The following is a 14,895-nucleotide window of genomic DNA, read 5'->3' as shown; positions in this document are numbered from 1 at the left end:
CCTCTAATAAAGATAAGGGAATATTCGCTTGGTCCTTTCCATATAGGCACGGTATTGCGAGCCTAAATTCTCCAGCATCATACGCTCTTCCTTATCCACTCTCAGCAGGAAAAGCACTGCGAAACCAATCAAACCCGATATGCCCGCAACCCAGTTCGGCAGCAGAAAGGCCTGGCCGAGCCCCATAAGCATGAACGAGGTGTACATCGGGTGACGGACCAAAGCGTATGGCCCGGCACTGATCAGTTCATGCCGTTCGCGAATCTCGAGCGTGATCGACCAGTTACGGCCAAGTTCCTTGTGGGACATGCGAAAAATCCACAGCGCGGAGCAGAAGATGATGGTTCCGAGCGCCACCGACCACACGCTGGCCGGATGGTCAGCCGCTGCGGGGATGCCGGTGGCGACATAGAAGCCAGGCAGGATCGCCAAGCCAAGGAGAGCCGATGCAAGCCCGACGGTGTCGGAAGTTGAGCGGCCGCCAGCTACAATTCGCACGCGCCTTGCCCGGCGCTCGAAGGGATACCGGATCACATACCAGGCAACGAGGCCGGTCACCCATATCATCTCGCCAAGTGAAGCTACAGAAATGGTCACTTCAGGTCACCGGAGCCTTTTCTCGATCTGGGACCACGATAAACCCTCTCAACGATGTCAGCGTCCGAATTGTCGACCGACAGACATTCAGAGCGCGCTCCTTTCGGACTTGACCGGGCGAATGAGGCGAAAGCGGGTTTGCCAATCGCATTTCAACCGCCATTCATCTCCCGAAGCTTGGTTATGAATTGTTGCGGCCGGAGCCAGGTACCAGGGGTCTTATACCCCATGGATCTGGCGATGTCCGCTACGAATGCGTTGCAGTTGTAGAGCGAGGCGTGCCAAAGTGGAGAGCTGGCCTGCAGCTTTCGTATGCTCGCGACGACTTTCCTATATTCGGCTTCGGTAAGTAAAACACGCCAGCTTGCCGACCGGTAGGCATCTTCCAGGTCGCCGTCCGTCCACCCGGTCGAGGCTGGCACAGGCGCCAAATGGCCGAGAACATAGACATTGGGATCATCGGACTTCGGAGCGAGCCCCGCGACTTCGGGGTTGACCATCCGTCCCGCCTGGTTCAATCGTCCAAAAATCACGTAGGAATGGCCGTAAGTAAGGGCGTACCGGGAGCGGAACTCGATGAAATGCCGTTGGGCCGCGCGCGCCGGCATCGCCGCGGGTTTCAATGCGCGATCATTGGACACAAAAGTCGGCTGGGGCTTGTTGTCCTGCGACTGACATGACGCCGCGACAAGCGCGAGCAGGGCCACAATTGTTGAACGGCCACTTACAAGCGTCATCTCATCCAGAACTCCGAGGACCGCAGACCTAGGACCAGCCAATGCCCGCTAACCGCAGGTAGGCTGCGAATCGGCCTTGGCCCCTGTATATCGATGGGGAAGGGCCTGGCGGCCCTTCCCCAAATCTCCGAAAGCCGGTGCTTATTTAATCACGGGCTCTTCTACGGCAGCGGGTTCCGGCGGAGGAGCCTTCCCCTTCCCTTTACCGATCCCGTTCGCGCAGCCGCTCAGGCTGGTAACGGCGAGGGTAGCAACCATTACAATCAACATCCTGTTCATCAAGCAATCCTTTCCCCAGGGGCGGAACAGCCTATAGAATCGCCACAAATAAAAAGACATGCAGCCCCGCCAAGTTAGCTGCGATCTACACCAAAGCCTAGTGCAGAAATGCCACAGTCGGCGCCCGGTTGCAGGCGGCACCTTTGCAATGACGTGCTGGCAGGGTTCACCATCCAACGGAAATCAGGCCTGCCCACCATCAAATAACCACCACCGTCGTGCCCAAAGGAGTACGGTCGTAGAGGTCGATGATGTCGTCATTGATCAAACGGATGCACCCGTTCGATACCGCTGTGCCTATCGTCCATGGCTCGTTTGTACCATGTATCCGGAAGTGGGTGTCGCGCCCGTTGCGATAGAGATAAAGGGCACGTGCACCAAGCGGGTTGTTTGGTCCGCCAGGGACCCCCCCTGCATACTTCACCAGGCGCGGCTTGCGCCTCATCATGTTGGCGGTGGGTGTCCACGACGGCCAGTCCGCCTTGCGGGCGACGGTCGCTGTACCCTTGAACGAAAGTCCCTGCTCGCCGACGCCGACGCCGTAGCGCGTCGCCCACCCGTCGGTCTCGACGGCATAGAGAAAACGTTGCGAAGTATCGACGACGATCGTTCCAGGCGGCTCGTTGCCGTCGTACCGCACATGCCGCCGTCGGAAACGAGGATTGAGGCCATTCCTTGGTCCGAACGCGGATGAAATCGGCTCCGTCACCTGTCGTAACGTCGACGTACATCCGGAAAGCATCAGAGCCAGACTACCCAGCACGAGCCCCCGGCGCGCAATGTGGTGTTCATCCATTTCTACCTGCTAGGAAACTGGTCAATCTACCGCCCACCCTCGTCTCTACCATTGCAAGGCCGGCGGGCCAAGTCTCGCTGTCTGGTAGCAAAATGAATTCACAGGATTGATAAGCGAATTGGAGCGAAACTTCTTGCGATAACCGTCTGCCTCTGTTCGGTTATGTCAGAATGGGCATAGGACAGAGACGATGAAGCCTGACTTCCATGGTAAAGTCGCGATCGTGACCGGGGCAGGCTCCGGGATAGGAGCGGCTGTTTCACGGCAACTCGCGCAGGAAGGAGCCGAGGTTGTTGTCGCCGACCTTGATGCCGAGGCCGCGCGCTGCAGAGCCGCCGAAATAAGCGCGCAAGGAGGCAGGGCCCACGACTTTGCGGTCGATGTCACGGATGCGGCCGCCGTCGAAAAGCTGATCGAGTTCACTGTCCAGAAATGCGGCGGACTGGATATGGCGGTAAACAATGCAGGCATCGACGGCGTTCGAAAAGCAACGGCAGACTATCCGCTCGACGACTGGCACAAGCTGATAAACGTCAATCTAAATGGTGTTTTCTACAGCATGAAGTACGAAATCCCCGCCATGCTGGATCGAGGCGGAGGCGCCATCGTGAACATGTCCTCGATTCTCGGTTCCGTCGGCTTGCCGACTGCGTCCGCCTACACGGCAGCGAAACACGGGGTCGTTGGACTCACCAAGGTTGCGGCGATTGAATATGCGAGGATGGGCATCCGGATCAATGTCGTCGGCCCCGGCTGGATCGAAACGCCTCTTCTATCGGAGCAAGTGGAGGCATTAGCCACGCGGCGCATGGCAGCCCTTCAGCCGATGGGCAGACGCGGCAAACCGGAAGAGGTAGCGGCTCTTGTGTGCTTCCTGCTGTCCGATCAGGCCAGCTTTATCACTGGGAGCTACCATCTGGTGGACGGAGCCTACACCGCCCATTAAAGCGCGTCGTGGCTGAAGGGATTCATGCGAGGCGCTTTAACTGTCAGGGCGATGACGCCGCAGACCGCCGGCTGTCCGCACTGCCTGAGATGGCGCTGTTCCGTTCCCGCGTCGCAAGGGAGGCCGAGCCAGACCCGGTGGCGGCGCGACTTTGCCGACATCCTAAAAGCGCGTCGCGTTTGACCGGCCTCATGCGACGCGCTTTAGGTTGTTGTTTTTATGCATGTCGTTATCCGCAAAACCGCTGCACACTTTTGCGCGACATGCATTTTGTGCAGGTGGCGATGGAATCGCCTGCCCGAAAGTGTGCAGCCGCTGCCCGCGAGCGGCCAGCGGAGCGTAGCCTGATGCGAGCACCCAGAAGACGCGGCGCTCAGCGGCGTTTTTTCGCCTTGCTTGCGAACGGATTTTCCGAGGTGCGCAAGGCGATACGGATCGGCACGCCGGGCATGTCGAAGGCTTCGCGCAGACTGTTCGAGAGATAGCGGACATAGGATTGCGGCATCGCGTCCGGCCGTGAGCAAGAGACGACGAAGCCCGGCGGGCGCGTCTTGGCCTGCGTGACATATTTGATCTTCAGCCGGCGCCCAGCGACGGCAGGCGGCGGATGATGCGCCAGGATGCCTTCCAGCCAGCGGTTGAGCTTGCCGGTCGAGACGCGGCTGTTCCACACTCTGTGCGTCCTGATGACGGCATCCATCAGCTTGTCGAGGCCGCGCCCGGTCTCGGCCGACACCGGCACCGCCTGCATGCCGCGCGCCTGCGGCAACAGCCGCTCGGTTTTCTCGCGCAGTTCCGCCAGGAGTTCCTGGGGATGGTCGATCATATCCCATTTGTTGAAGGCGATCACCGGTGCGCGGCCCTCGCGGATGATCAGGTCGGCGATCTGCAGATCCTGCTTCTCGAAGGGAATGGTGGCGTCGAGCACGATGATGACGATCTCGGCAAAGCGGATGGCGCGCAAGCCGTCCTGCACCGACATGACTTCCAGCTTTTCGTGAATCCTGGCCTTGCGGCGCATGCCGGCGGTGTCGAACAGTTTCAGCCGGCGCCCATGCCAGTCCCAGTCGACGGAGATGGAATCGCGGGTGATGCCGGCTTCCGGTCCGGTCAAGAGCCGCTCCTCGCCGATCAGCGCATTGATCAGTGTCGATTTCCCGGCATTTGGGCGACCGACGACGGCGATGCGCATTGGCTTGGTATCGTCATAGCTCGGCTCGGCATCCGGATCGGTGATGTCCTCGCCGATCAGCACCTCGCTGACGGCGGTCTCCTCGTCCGCATCCTCGTCTTCTTCGCCGAAGGCGCGCGCCTCGCCCAGTGCGGCGATCACCGCATCGCGCAAATCGGGCAGGCCTTGGCCGTGTTCGGCCGAGACCGGGATCGGCTCGCCAAGGCCGAGTTCCCAAGCCTCCAGCATGCCGCCCTGGGCGCCGCGCGCCTCGGCCTTGTTGGCGACGACGACAACCGGTTTGCCGGACTTGCGCACGATCTCAGCGAAGGTCTTGTCGTCAGGCATCAGCCCGGACTTCGCATCGATCGTGAAAAAGATCAGGTCGGCTTCGCGGATGGCGATCTCGGTCTGGGCGCGCATGCGGCCCGGCAGCGTCGAAGCAGCAGCATCCTCGAAGCCGGCGGTGTCGATGACGTCGAAATGCAGATCGTAAAGCTTGGCGGCGTGGACGCGACGGTCGCGGGTGACGCCCGGCGTGTCGTCGACAAGCGCCAGCTTCCTTCCCACCAGGCGATTGAAAAGGGTCGATTTGCCGACGTTAGGCCGGCCGATTATGGCGACTTTGAACGTCATCGGACTCTACCTATTGTGCATTTCGTTGACCCCAAAACCGCTTCGCACTTTTGGGCAACATGCACTACGACACGCTGCCCGACCCACGGATCAGCTCGGACATCAACGTCGCCCGCTCGCGCGCGTTGCGCGGGGCGCTGTCATCCGAGGCGATCTGGTCGAACAGTTTCAGTGCGTCCGTCGCCTTGCCTTCCTTCCAGGCGGCAAGGCCGAGCGCTTCGCGCGCCGTGTGGCGCAGCGGGTTGGTATCGGCGGTGAGAGCCTCGACGCGGCTGGAGACATCGGCGAAGGAGCCGTGGTCGACGAGCAGCAGTGCTGCCCTGAGGCGCGCCATGTCGCGAAGGCCGGCGGGGATGTCCGTATCTGCGGCGACCTCGTCGAAGTCCTTGACGGCGGCGGCGAAATCGCCCTTATCCGCCTTGACGGTTGCCGCGCGCATGCGGGCGAGTAGCGGATAGGCGCCGTAGCCATCCTTTTCCAACGCAGCGAGAGCAGTCAGCGCTTCGTCGCTCTTGCCCTCGTTGGCAAGCTTCAGTGCCTGCGAGAAGGCGTCGCCCGAGCGATTGGCGCGGGTCTCGTCCCAATAGCGATAGCCGACGAAGGCGGCGGTGCCGACCACCACCAGTATCGCAAGCGCAAGCAAGGCAGGACCAAAACGGTCCCACAGCGCATGCGCCTGATCGCGACGCATCTCTTCGTTGACTTCGCGGATAAAACTATCGTCCGACATGGATCAAAACCATTCCTGCCCCGTCCGGGGCGGTTTAGAGCGACGTGCGTCCATGGACGCACAAAGTACGCTCTAACACTTTGAATCTACGCATCGTGCTTCCTGAAAATCAAATTCCGATTTTCAGGCCGATGCGTGAGCCCGCGTTTTAGCGAAATTTTGCCGGCATGGAAGGGGTTCGACAGGAAAATCGGCTAATCGCCGAGCACGTGACCGCAAGAGGCGACCGCACCCACGCCACATTTCGCCGATAACCGATGCTCGAACCCTCCTCAAATCCAGATCAGATGTCGATGCCTCGTTTCTCCCGCGTTGTTGCGTTTTCGATCGCGTCGCTTGCTGCGACGGGCACTGCTGTTGCCGATCCGCCCGCGGCGCCTGCGCCGGCAAAGCCGAGGCAGGCCGTCATCATCTCGTTCGACAGCGCCCGCGATATTTCGCAGTGGAAGCGCAGCCGGGCGCTGGCCGCGCGCACCGGCGCCCATTTCACTTATTTCGTGTCCTGCGTCTTCCTGCTCTCGCCGGGAACGCGCAAGGAGTACACGGCGCCCGGCAAGACATCAGGCAAATCCAATATAGGCTTTGCCGCCTCGAAACCGGAGGTCGCTGACCGGCTCGAGCAGATAAACGTTGCTGCCTCGGAAGGTCATGACATCGGCAGCCATGCTTGCGGCCATTTCGACGGCAAGGGCTGGAGCAAGACCGACTGGCTGAGCGAGTTCGGTTCGTTCAAGCGCATTCTCGAAAACGCCTATTCGATCAACGCTATTACCCCCGAACCCGCAGGCTGGCGCGAAATCGCGCGCAAGGCGGTCGGCTTTCGCGCGCCCTATCTGTCGGCAAACAAGGCGCTCTACGAGGCGCTGCCAAAGGCGGGCTATATGTTCGACGCGAGCGGTGTGTCGCGCGGCCCCGCCCGACCGCGTAACGTGAGCGGCATCACGCGCTTTTCGCTGCCGCAAATTCCGGAAGGTCCCGACACAAGGCGGGTGATCGCGATGGATTACAATCTTTATGTCAGGCATTCCGGCGGCTTCGAGCGGCCGAGCAAGGCAGACGAATTCGCCAACCGGACCTATGACGCCTTTCGCGCCGCCTTCGACGCTCAATACCAGGGAAAACGCGTTCCGCTGGAACTCGGCTTCCATTTCACACTGATGAATGACGGCGCCTACTGGAATGCGCTGGAGCGCTTTGCCGGCGAGGTCTGCACCAAGCCCGATGTCGAGTGCATCAGCTATCGCGACTATGTTTCGCGCCAACGTGACGGCGAAAAGCAGGCGTCGGTGGGCGGCTGAACCGAAAGCGCTCGCCGCCCGCCATTGTTAGCTCACCGGCTGATCCTCAGGGCGCAAGCCGGCTCGCTCACGCTCCAAATAGGCCTGATCGATTTCCGGCAGCGGGGCCCCTTCAAGCGTCGCCTCGAAGGCGCGCAGGCGCTTGTAGATGGATATCAGCTCGACGATAGTCGGCCAGGAATTCACGAGATATTGGAACGAAGTGGCGACTTGTGAAAAGGCGGTGACAATTTGCTGGAAAACGCCAAATGTTATCTTACCGATTGCCAAGGTTGGAACGAGAATAAGCGTAGCGAAGACGTTGTCGACTTGAAGGTATAGATAGCGGACCATGTCGAAATAGACATAGTGTGCATAGAGAGTGAAATAGTTCTTGCGAACATTTCTGAAAAGCTCGGCCAACGTTGGTGGCTGCGCTCGCGCCGTATCGTCCTCACCGAGGACAAGTTCCTTGCGCAGAGCGGCTTCAACACGCTGATTACGAAATTCCAGCCCGGGCAGCTTGACGCCGACGACTGCCAACAAGCCGGTGCCAAACAACGACCACGCGATCGCCGCAACAACCAACGGATAAGGGATTGCTCCGACTATTGGGAGAGTTGGAACATGGAGAGAAAGGGATGCCAGCAAGGGTAGAAAAGCAATCAGGGTCATGATGGAGTCGATGAAGTTCACTCCGAGCCCCTGCATTGTGCCCGAGAAGCGCATCGTGTCGTCCTGAACGCGCTGCGACGCCCCTTCGATATGGCGCAGCCTCGGCCAATAAGCCGTAAAATAATCGTTCATCGCGGTGCGCCAGCGAAACACATAGTGCCTGACGAAAAAGACGTTCAAGACGGCGATGGTCATATAGACCAGGGCCAACGACAGGAACTGCCATACTCCGTCGTAAAGCTCTGCAGGCGTAACGGAGCCGGGCGTGGTCAGGGCCTTCTGCACCATGTCGTAAAACATGCCACGCCAGTCATTGAGCGCCACACTTATCTGCACGATGAAATTAGTGACGAAAATAATCAAAGCAGAGCCAAGGATCGACCAGTTCTGCCAACGGTGTGGGGCATACAGCGACCAAAAAAGGTAGAATACGCCCATACCCGCGAAGAAATATCCGTAAAACCAGAGGAATGCCGGTGTCAGGAATCTTATTGGGCTGATGACGGGTGCGGCCTGCGGATCGACCGGCGGCATCCCAAGCATCGTGCCAAGGTGTTCGCCGCCAAAAAACCACAGGATAACGAGCAGAAGGCTCCAGACGGCCGCCGAGATAAAAAACAACTTCGGCTGCGGGAAGAAGGATACGAACACGGTGGGGAAATCCTCGGTCGATGCGCAAATCAGCGGCGTTGCTGTTCAGCGGGCATAAGGTCACACATCGATCGGAATGAAAATGGCCGGTGCGCGATGCCCGGCACCGAGCAAGACCACAATCATGGCGATTTTGGCGCAGCCGACCAGGTGATCGCGCCGGAGACAAGCAGGACGGCGGCGGCCACGATCGACGCGAGGAAGAAGTCGCCCGAGGCTTCGGCAAGCAGCCCGGCGACGATCGGACCGATGATCTGACCGAGACCGAAGGAGGCCGTCATCAACGCCAAGATCCGGCGTGGCGCTTGCGGGGCAAGCTGCCTTCCGGTCTGGAGGCCGAGCGCGGTAATGGCGATAAAAGTCCCGCCAAGCAGAAACCCGCCGAGCAGCGGCCCAATGTGCCCGCCCATCGCGACGCTTGCAGTGACGCCGACAACCTCTACGAGGCACCCGAAGGCATAAGCCTGGTAGAGCCCGATCTTTCCCGCAATCTTCTGCCAAAGCCAGACCGAGGGAATCCCGGCAAGACCGGTGACCATCCACACCATGGCTTCGAAGACGCGGCTTCCGCCGCCCTGCCGGACGATGGCGACCAGAAATGTCGCCGTCACGATATAGCCGAAGCCGAACAGCCCATAGGCGACGATGATCTTCATCAGCGACCGATCCTTGGGCAGCGCCGGTTCGCGACCATCGGCGCCGTTGGCGGTCGCAGTGCTGCCGAGCAGCAGCGCCACGACGGCAACGGCGCAGGCTGAGATCGCGGCGGACCAGAACCAGCCCGCCGTCCAACCGGCTTGTTCGGTGACGAGGATTGCCATCAGCGCCGAGGACGCCGCTATGCCGAGACCGACGCCGCCGAAATGCAGCGCCTGCAGGTCGTTTCGGCCGGCTGCGGCCAGATGGCCGAAAACGATGCTGGACATGAACACCAAGACGAAGGCGCTGGCCAGACCGGCAAGAAACCGGATGACGAGAAAGGCCGCCATCGTACCGGCCAGGCCCATCAGCCCGGTGAGGACCGCGGTGGCGGCAAGACCGGCCAGCATCAGCAGGCGCTCGCGACCGTGCGCCCAGCCGCCGACGGCCGCCAGCGCACCAATGAGATAGCCGAGATAGTTGGCGGATGCGATCCAGCCGGCATCGGCCGGCGACAGGCCAAGTTCCTCCATCATGCCGGGTAGGATCGGCGTGTAGACGAAGCGGCCGATGCCCATGGCAACGGCCAGGGCAATCATACCGGCGAAGGCGAGACGCAAAGGAGACGGCGAAGCGGCTTTCATTGCGGTGCACAATAGGTGCACGAGCCCGTCCAACAATCCGCTTGTGTTGGGCCAGAACGGCTCGCAACGGCGATTGGCCCGTGTCCGCGGGAGGGGGCCGACTCGCTAAATCTGTTTCATCAGCCGCAGCCGACCTGGCCGGTGCCCGTCTCGTAGGCAGTGCGCCGGGCCGTCAGCCTGAACGGCACGTCGCCGAGTTCGCGCTCCGACATGGTGTCGAGCACAGGATGCGACAGCGGATCGGTCGCCCATCGGGTCTCGCTTTCGTGCGACCGGCTTTGCCCTGTGCCGGCAACGGAAAAGCCCCTGAGCAACGATAAAATCTTCATCGGATTTCCTCTACAAGTCTGCTTATTTCTTTGAAATCTGCCATCCCGCCCCATGTTTCAATTGAGATTTCAACCGCGGCGGTTTAGAAAAACTGTATGGCCATGCTGAACCGCGTCCACCTCAACGGCCTGCGCGCCGTGGAAACCGTCGCCCGACTGGGATCGCTCGCCGCAGCCGCCGGCGAGCTCAACGTTTCTGCCAGCGCCGTCAGCCAGCAGATCAAGCGCACCGAAAAGCAGCTCGGCCAGACGCTGTTCGAACGGACGCCGGGCGGACTGGTTCTGACGGAATTCGGTGTCGTCTTCACAGCGCGGCTCAGCGCCGGTTTCCGCGAGCTTGCGCAGGCGGTGGCGCTGGCCGACGAGGAGAGCGAATGCACGCTGGTGGTTTCGGTCGCACCGGCTTTCGCCTCGAAATGGCTGCTGCCGAGGCTGTCCAGGCATTTCGCCCGCCATCCGAACGTGCTGCTGCGCATCGACGCTTCGGGTCGGATCGCCGATCTCGGCCATTCCGACATCGACATCGGCATCCGGATGGGCGACGGCAAATGGCCGGGCGTGCGCGCGGAACTGCTACTGGCGCAGGAGGTGTTTCCGGTCTGCGCCCCGTCGATCGCCGCCAGACTGCAGTCGATCCAAGACCTGGCGCAGACCTGCGCCATCACTGACGAGCGGTCGATGATCAGTTGGGACAGCTGGTTCGAGGCGGCCGGAGTAAAGCCCGTCACCTTTCTCAAGGGCGCGCGTTTCACCGACCCGATGCTTTGCCTGGAATCGGCGATCGCCGGCCATGGCGTGATGCTCGCCTGGCAGTTGCTGACGGCTGACGCGCTCGCCGACGGCCGGCTGGTCGCGCCGTTCGGCGTGCGCGCTGAGAGCGGGCTGGGCTACTGGCTGGTGACATCGGCCAGCAAGAGGGAGAGCCGCAAGGTGCGCGATTTCAAGATTTGGATCCGCGAAGAGATCGAGGCAACGATGGCGCAGTTCGGCGCGCTCGACAGCGCGGCCTGAAGCAGGCCCGGTCGATCGCGGTGGAAAGACCGACGGCACCGGTCTATGTAAGGATGAGACCCCAACATCACGGCAGGCAGGATCATGACCACACATTCGCGCGGCGTTTCCGCAACGATCGACCCGGTGAAACTCGACAGGCTGGCGGAAGTCGCCATCAAGGTCGGGCTGCAATTGCAGCCGGGGCAGGATCTGGTGCTGACATCGTCGATCGCAGCGCTACCTTTGACGCGACGGATCGTCGAGCATGCCTACAAGGCAGGCGCCGGCCTAGTGACGCCGATCTTCAACGACGACGAGATGACACTGGCTCGCTTCCGCTATGGCGCCGATGCCGGCTTCGACCACGCCGCCGGCTGGCTCTATGAAGGCATGGCAAAGGCCTTCGCCAACAATGCGGCGCGGCTGGCCGTGCGCGGCGAGGATCCGTCGCTGCTATCGGCGCAGGATCCGGCGAAAGTAGCGCGCGCCAACAAGGCGAATTCGGTCGCCTACCAGCCGGCGCTGGAAAAGATCACCGGCTTCGACATCAACTGGAACATCGTCGCCTACCCCGACCTGGCCTGGGCCAGGCAGGTGTTTCCGGGCGATACCGACGACGTCGCCGTGGCAAAACTCGCCGACGCCATCTTTGCCGCCTCACGGGTTGATGTGGACGACCCGATCGGCAACTGGACAGCCCACAATGCGGCTCTTCGCAGCCGCACCGAGTGGTTGAACGGCCATAATTTCCATGCGCTGCATTTCACCGGACCCGGCACCGACCTGACCGTCGGGCTGGCCGATGGGCATGAGTGGATGGGCGGCGCTTCGACCGCCAGGAACGGCATCACCTGCAACCCGAACATTCCGACCGAGGAGGTTTTCACCACGCCGCATGCAAGACGCGTCGAGGGGCATGTCTCCTCGACCAAGCCGTTGTCTTACCAGGGCACGCTGATCGACGAGATCTCGGTGCGCTTCGAGGGAGGCAGGATCGTCGAGGCAAAGGCTTCGAAGGGCGAGGACGTGCTGAAGAAGGTGCTCGACACCGACGAGGGTGCGCGCCGGCTCGGCGAGGTTGCGCTGGTGCCGCATTCCTCGCCGATCTCGGCGAGTGGGCTGTTGTTCTTCAATACGCTGTTCGACGAGAACGCTGCCTGCCACATCGCGCTCGGCCAGTGCTATTCGAAGTGCTTCGTCGACGGCGCCTCGCTCAGCCAGGACGAGATCGCGGCGCGTGGCGGCAACAAGAGCTTTATCCATATCGACTGGATGATCGGTTCGGACAAGATCGACATCGACGGCGTCGGCAAGGACGGCAGCCGCGTACCGGTCATGCGTAAGGGCGAGTGGGCGTAAGGAGCCGCCAGCAAGCCGTCTTGGCGGTCAACCCCGGAGTTGACGATGAAACTCGATATCAAGGTCAAGCGCATCTACGAGCCGCCCTCGCCTGGCGATGGGCAGCGGGTGCTCATAGACCGCGTATGGCCGCGCGGCGTCGGCAAAGAGGACGCCGCGCTGACGCTTTGGCTGAAGAACATCGCGCCAAGCGCCGAATTGCGCAAATGGTTCGGCCACGAGCCGACGCGCTGGATGGAATTCCAGCAGCGATATCGCGGCGAGCTCGACAGGAACAGCGACGCGGTCGGCCAGTTGCGTGCCGTGCTCGACAACGGTCGGGTGACGCTGCTCTACGCCGCCCAGGACGAGTTGCACAACAACGCAGTGGCTTTGGCTGACTATCTCAGCCTAAAGGGCTGAGGCAGCGCGCGCTGCCGGGTTGTATTCACGCCTTCGTCGCTAATCTCAGGCGACACGCAGTTCCGTGGCCGCATCGAAGAGGTGCACCTTGCCCGGCAGTACCGAAAGGTTGATCGCGGCGCCGGCGTTGCGGCGCTCGTCACGCGGCACCACGGCGACGGCGTCGTATCCCGCCACCCGCAAATGAATCTGGACATCCGCGCCGGTCGTCTCGGACAGCACGACCTCGCCTTTGATCTCACCCGTATCCGAAATGCCGAGATCGTGTGGCCGGACACCCATGATGACCTTTTGGCCTGGCTTCGCCTTGATCTGTGGTGAGAGGCCGATGGACACGCCTTCGGCGACGAAGCGAGGACTGCCACCCGCCGTCTCGACGGCGCCAGCGATGAAGTTCATCGACGGCGAGCCGATGAAATCAGCGACATATTTCGAGTTCGGGCGCTCGTAGACCTCGTCGGGCGTGCCGATCTGCATGATCCTGCCGGCGTGCATCAGCACGATCTTGTCAGCCATCGTCATCGCCTCGATCTGGTCATGGGTGACGTAGATCGTGGTCGTGCCGAGACGATTGTGGAGTTGGCGGATTTCCACGCGCATATGCGTGCGCAGCTTCGCGTCGAGGTTGGAGAGCGGCTCGTCAAAGAGGAAAACGGCGGCATTCCGCACCATGGCGCGGCCCATGGCGACGCGCTGGCGCTGGCCACCCGACAGTTCCTTGGGATAGCGCCCGAGATAGGGCGTGAGATTCAGGATTTCGGCCGCCCATTCGACCTTCTTCCTGATCTCCGCCTTTGGTACTTTCGCCACTTCGAGACTGAAGCCGATATTGTCGAACACCTTCATCGTCGGATAGAGCGCGTAGTTCTGGAACACCATCGCGATGTCGCGATCGCGCGGGTGAACGTCATTGACCCGCCTGTCGCCGATCAACAGATCGCCGTTGGTCACGCTTTCGAGCCCTGCTGTCATGCGCAGGAGCGTGGTCTTTCCGCAGCCGGACGGCCCAAGAAGGACGACGAATTCGCGGTCGGCAATGCCGAAGGAGATATCCTTCATCACCTCGACATGCCCGAAATTCTTGGCGATGTTCCTATATTCAACGGTGGCCATTCTCTATCTCTCTCCAGAAGCCCGGATTCGGGTCGTCAGTATTTCTGCCTGGTCGGCGTGATGACGATTTCCTGCACGAGAGCGTTCTGCGGCATCTGGTAGGTGTGCAGCATGAGGTCGGCGACGTGCTCCGGTCCGATGCCGCCGCCGATCTTGAGCTTGTTGGCCTTGTAGTTGGCTAGCGTCTGCGGATCGAGGACGCCGCTCAGAACTTCGGTTTCGATCACACCGGGCGAAAGCACGACCACGCGAACGTCATAGTCGGAAAGATAGTCGCGCAGCGATTCCGACACGGCGTGAACGAAGAATTTCGTCCCGCAGTAAACGGTATGATCCGGATAGACCTTCCGGCCAGCGATCGAACTCATCATGAACAATGTCCCATGACGGCGCTCCATCATGCCCGACATCACGGCGTGGACCGAATTCAGCACGCCTTTCGTGTTGATGTCGATCATCTCGTCCCATTCCTCGGGCGGCTGGCGGCCTATGTCGGCAAGGCGCGCGATGCCGGCATTGGCAAAGAGCATGTCGACCGGTCCGTATTCGGCTTCGGCCTCCTTCACGGCGGCCGCGATTGCGGCGCGGTCCCGGACATCAACCTGCCGGGCCATGCTGTCGGGCAGGTTCAGCGCCTCCATGCGTTCCAGGCGGCGGGCCATCATCAGAATAGGGTGGCCGGCGCGCGAAAACACCTTGGCAACCGCCTCGCCGATACCAGAACTGGCTCCTGTCACTGCTACGAGCTGTTTCCCAGCCATTGCTTTTCCTCTTGGGAATTGTCGATATCCGGGGTGGGGGGGGGGGGGGGGGGGGGGGGGCGGGGGGGCGGGGGGGGGGGGGCGGGGGGGGGGGGGGGCGGGGTGGGGGGGGGGGGGGGGCTGGGGGGGCGGGGCGGGCCGGGCGGGGCTGGGGGGGGCG

At 61.5% G+C, this 14,895-nt stretch carries 16 protein-coding genes; 5 read left to right on the top strand and 11 right to left on the bottom strand.

All coding sequences use genetic code 11. From position 1 onward, the window contains the following. Positions 1-3: 3 nt before the first annotated feature. The 4 genes from NKH36_RS29335 to NKH36_RS29320 all read right to left on the bottom strand — a co-directional run bounded on the left by NKH36_RS29335 (position 4) and on the right by NKH36_RS29320 (position 2,409). Positions 4-591 carry a protein-S-isoprenylcysteine O-methyltransferase gene (locus NKH36_RS29335; RefSeq protein ID WP_352963267.1) on the bottom strand — a complete coding sequence of 196 codons (588 nt, stop codon included), beginning with the start codon at positions 589-591 and terminating at the stop codon, positions 4-6. Positions 592-749: 158 nt separating this feature from the next. Next, entirely contained in the window at positions 750-1,334 is a 585-nt protein-coding gene (locus NKH36_RS29330) for a hypothetical protein (RefSeq protein ID WP_352963228.1), read from the bottom strand. A 141-nt stretch (positions 1,335-1,475) separates the two neighbouring features. Next, the gene (locus NKH36_RS29325) at positions 1,476-1,613 is read right to left on the bottom strand and encodes an ABC transporter (protein ID WP_127314355.1); all 138 of its coding nucleotides are present in this window, start codon (positions 1,611-1,613) and stop codon (positions 1,476-1,478) included. Positions 1,614-1,812: 199 nt separating this feature from the next. Continuing rightward, positions 1,813-2,409 carry a L,D-transpeptidase gene (locus tag NKH36_RS29320; RefSeq protein WP_352952978.1) on the bottom strand — a complete coding sequence of 199 codons (597 nt, stop codon included), beginning with the start codon at positions 2,407-2,409 and terminating at the stop codon, positions 1,813-1,815. Between the two features lie 190 nt (positions 2,410-2,599). On the opposite strand from NKH36_RS29320, the gene NKH36_RS29315 reads away from it, so the two are divergent. Beyond that, positions 2,600-3,355 (top strand): SDR family NAD(P)-dependent oxidoreductase, encoded by a 756-nt coding sequence (locus tag NKH36_RS29315; protein ID WP_352963230.1) that lies wholly within the window; start codon positions 2,600-2,602, stop codon positions 3,353-3,355. A 373-nt stretch (positions 3,356-3,728) separates the two neighbouring features. On the opposite strand, the gene der is transcribed toward NKH36_RS29315, so the two are convergent. Then, on the bottom strand, positions 3,729-5,162 hold the full coding sequence (gene der / locus NKH36_RS29310; protein ID WP_352963232.1) for a ribosome biogenesis GTPase Der: 1,434 nt from the start codon (positions 5,160-5,162) through the stop codon (positions 3,729-3,731). A 64-nt stretch (positions 5,163-5,226) separates the two neighbouring features. Beyond that, complete coding sequence (locus tag NKH36_RS29305; RefSeq protein WP_352963235.1) at positions 5,227-5,892, bottom strand: tetratricopeptide repeat protein; 666 nt, start codon at positions 5,890-5,892, stop codon at positions 5,227-5,229. Between the two features lie 293 nt (positions 5,893-6,185). Here NKH36_RS29305 and NKH36_RS29300 point away from each other — a divergent pair, with 293 nt between their 5' ends. Beyond that, entirely contained in the window at positions 6,186-7,190 is a 1,005-nt protein-coding gene (locus NKH36_RS29300) for a polysaccharide deacetylase family protein (protein ID WP_352963237.1), read from the top strand. 27 nt (positions 7,191-7,217) lie between these two features. Here NKH36_RS29300 and sbmA read toward each other — a convergent pair whose 3' ends face one another. The 3 genes from sbmA to NKH36_RS29285 all read right to left on the bottom strand — a co-directional run bounded on the left by sbmA (position 7,218) and on the right by NKH36_RS29285 (position 10,107). Continuing rightward, positions 7,218-8,495, bottom strand: a complete 1,278-nt coding sequence (sbmA, locus tag NKH36_RS29295; RefSeq protein WP_352963238.1) for a peptide antibiotic transporter SbmA — start codon at positions 8,493-8,495, stop codon at positions 7,218-7,220. A 122-nt stretch (positions 8,496-8,617) separates the two neighbouring features. Beyond that, positions 8,618-9,778 (bottom strand): YbfB/YjiJ family MFS transporter, encoded by a 1,161-nt coding sequence (locus NKH36_RS29290; protein ID WP_352963240.1) that lies wholly within the window; start codon positions 9,776-9,778, stop codon positions 8,618-8,620. 119 nt (positions 9,779-9,897) lie between these two features. Then, positions 9,898-10,107, bottom strand: a complete 210-nt coding sequence (locus NKH36_RS29285) for a hypothetical protein (protein ID WP_352963242.1) — start codon at positions 10,105-10,107, stop codon at positions 9,898-9,900. 96 nt (positions 10,108-10,203) lie between these two features. Here NKH36_RS29285 and NKH36_RS29280 point away from each other — a divergent pair, with 96 nt between their 5' ends. The 3 genes from NKH36_RS29280 (at position 10,204) to NKH36_RS29270 (ending at position 12,861) form a co-directional block, all read left to right on the top strand. Then, on the top strand, positions 10,204-11,118 hold the full coding sequence (locus NKH36_RS29280) for a LysR substrate-binding domain-containing protein (RefSeq protein ID WP_352963244.1): 915 nt from the start codon (positions 10,204-10,206) through the stop codon (positions 11,116-11,118). A gap of 84 nt (positions 11,119-11,202) precedes the next feature. Further along, the gene (locus tag NKH36_RS29275; protein WP_352963246.1) at positions 11,203-12,459 is read left to right on the top strand and encodes an aminopeptidase; all 1,257 of its coding nucleotides are present in this window, start codon (positions 11,203-11,205) and stop codon (positions 12,457-12,459) included. Positions 12,460-12,504: 45 nt separating this feature from the next. After that, the gene (locus tag NKH36_RS29270; RefSeq protein WP_352965540.1) at positions 12,505-12,861 is read left to right on the top strand and encodes a DUF488 domain-containing protein; all 357 of its coding nucleotides are present in this window, start codon (positions 12,505-12,507) and stop codon (positions 12,859-12,861) included. Between the two features lie 45 nt (positions 12,862-12,906). Here the strand turns inward: NKH36_RS29270 and NKH36_RS29265 are convergent, their stop codons facing one another. Both NKH36_RS29265 and NKH36_RS29260 read right to left on the bottom strand, forming a co-directional pair. Next, positions 12,907-13,974 carry an ABC transporter ATP-binding protein gene (locus tag NKH36_RS29265; protein ID WP_352963249.1) on the bottom strand — a complete coding sequence of 356 codons (1,068 nt, stop codon included), beginning with the start codon at positions 13,972-13,974 and terminating at the stop codon, positions 12,907-12,909. Positions 13,975-14,009: 35 nt separating this feature from the next. Beyond that, positions 14,010-14,735: an SDR family oxidoreductase gene (locus NKH36_RS29260; protein WP_352963251.1), complete on the bottom strand. Its 726-nt coding sequence runs from the start codon at positions 14,733-14,735 to the stop codon at positions 14,010-14,012. Positions 14,736-14,895 lie beyond the last annotated feature (160 nt).

Source organism: Mesorhizobium sp. M1312, from assembly GCF_040318115.1.
Lineage (GTDB): Bacteria > Pseudomonadota > Alphaproteobacteria > Rhizobiales > Rhizobiaceae > Mesorhizobium.
The sequence above is the reverse complement of the archived record's forward strand: the minus strand, read 5'-3'. Positions and strand labels throughout refer to the sequence as shown.

Coding starts and splice junctions, on each gene's coding strand:
- NKH36_RS29330 (WP_352963228.1), bottom strand. CDS start 1,334: ATGACGCTTGTAAGTGGCCGTTCAACAATTGTGGCCCTGCTCGCGCTT.
- NKH36_RS29325 (WP_127314355.1), bottom strand. CDS start 1,613: ATGAACAGGATGTTGATTGTAATGGTTGCTACCCTCGCCGTTACCAGC.
- NKH36_RS29320 (WP_352952978.1), bottom strand. CDS start 2,409: ATGGATGAACACCACATTGCGCGCCGGGGGCTCGTGCTGGGTAGTCTG.
- NKH36_RS29315 (WP_352963230.1), top strand. CDS start 2,600: ATGAAGCCTGACTTCCATGGTAAAGTCGCGATCGTGACCGGGGCAGGC.
- der (WP_352963232.1), bottom strand. CDS start 5,162: ATGACGTTCAAAGTCGCCATAATCGGCCGGCCTAACGTCGGCAAATCG.
- NKH36_RS29305 (WP_352963235.1), bottom strand. CDS start 5,892: ATGTCGGACGATAGTTTTATCCGCGAAGTCAACGAAGAGATGCGTCGC.
- NKH36_RS29300 (WP_352963237.1), top strand. CDS start 6,186: ATGCCTCGTTTCTCCCGCGTTGTTGCGTTTTCGATCGCGTCGCTTGCT.
- NKH36_RS29290 (WP_352963240.1), bottom strand. CDS start 9,778: ATGAAAGCCGCTTCGCCGTCTCCTTTGCGTCTCGCCTTCGCCGGTATG.
- NKH36_RS29285 (WP_352963242.1), bottom strand. CDS start 10,107: ATGAAGATTTTATCGTTGCTCAGGGGCTTTTCCGTTGCCGGCACAGGG.
- NKH36_RS29280 (WP_352963244.1), top strand. CDS start 10,204: ATGGCCATGCTGAACCGCGTCCACCTCAACGGCCTGCGCGCCGTGGAA.
- NKH36_RS29275 (WP_352963246.1), top strand. CDS start 11,203: ATGACCACACATTCGCGCGGCGTTTCCGCAACGATCGACCCGGTGAAA.
- NKH36_RS29270 (WP_352965540.1), top strand. CDS start 12,505: ATGAAACTCGATATCAAGGTCAAGCGCATCTACGAGCCGCCCTCGCCT.
- NKH36_RS29265 (WP_352963249.1), bottom strand. CDS start 13,974: ATGGCCACCGTTGAATATAGGAACATCGCCAAGAATTTCGGGCATGTC.
- NKH36_RS29260 (WP_352963251.1), bottom strand. CDS start 14,735: ATGGCTGGGAAACAGCTCGTAGCAGTGACAGGAGCCAGTTCTGGTATC.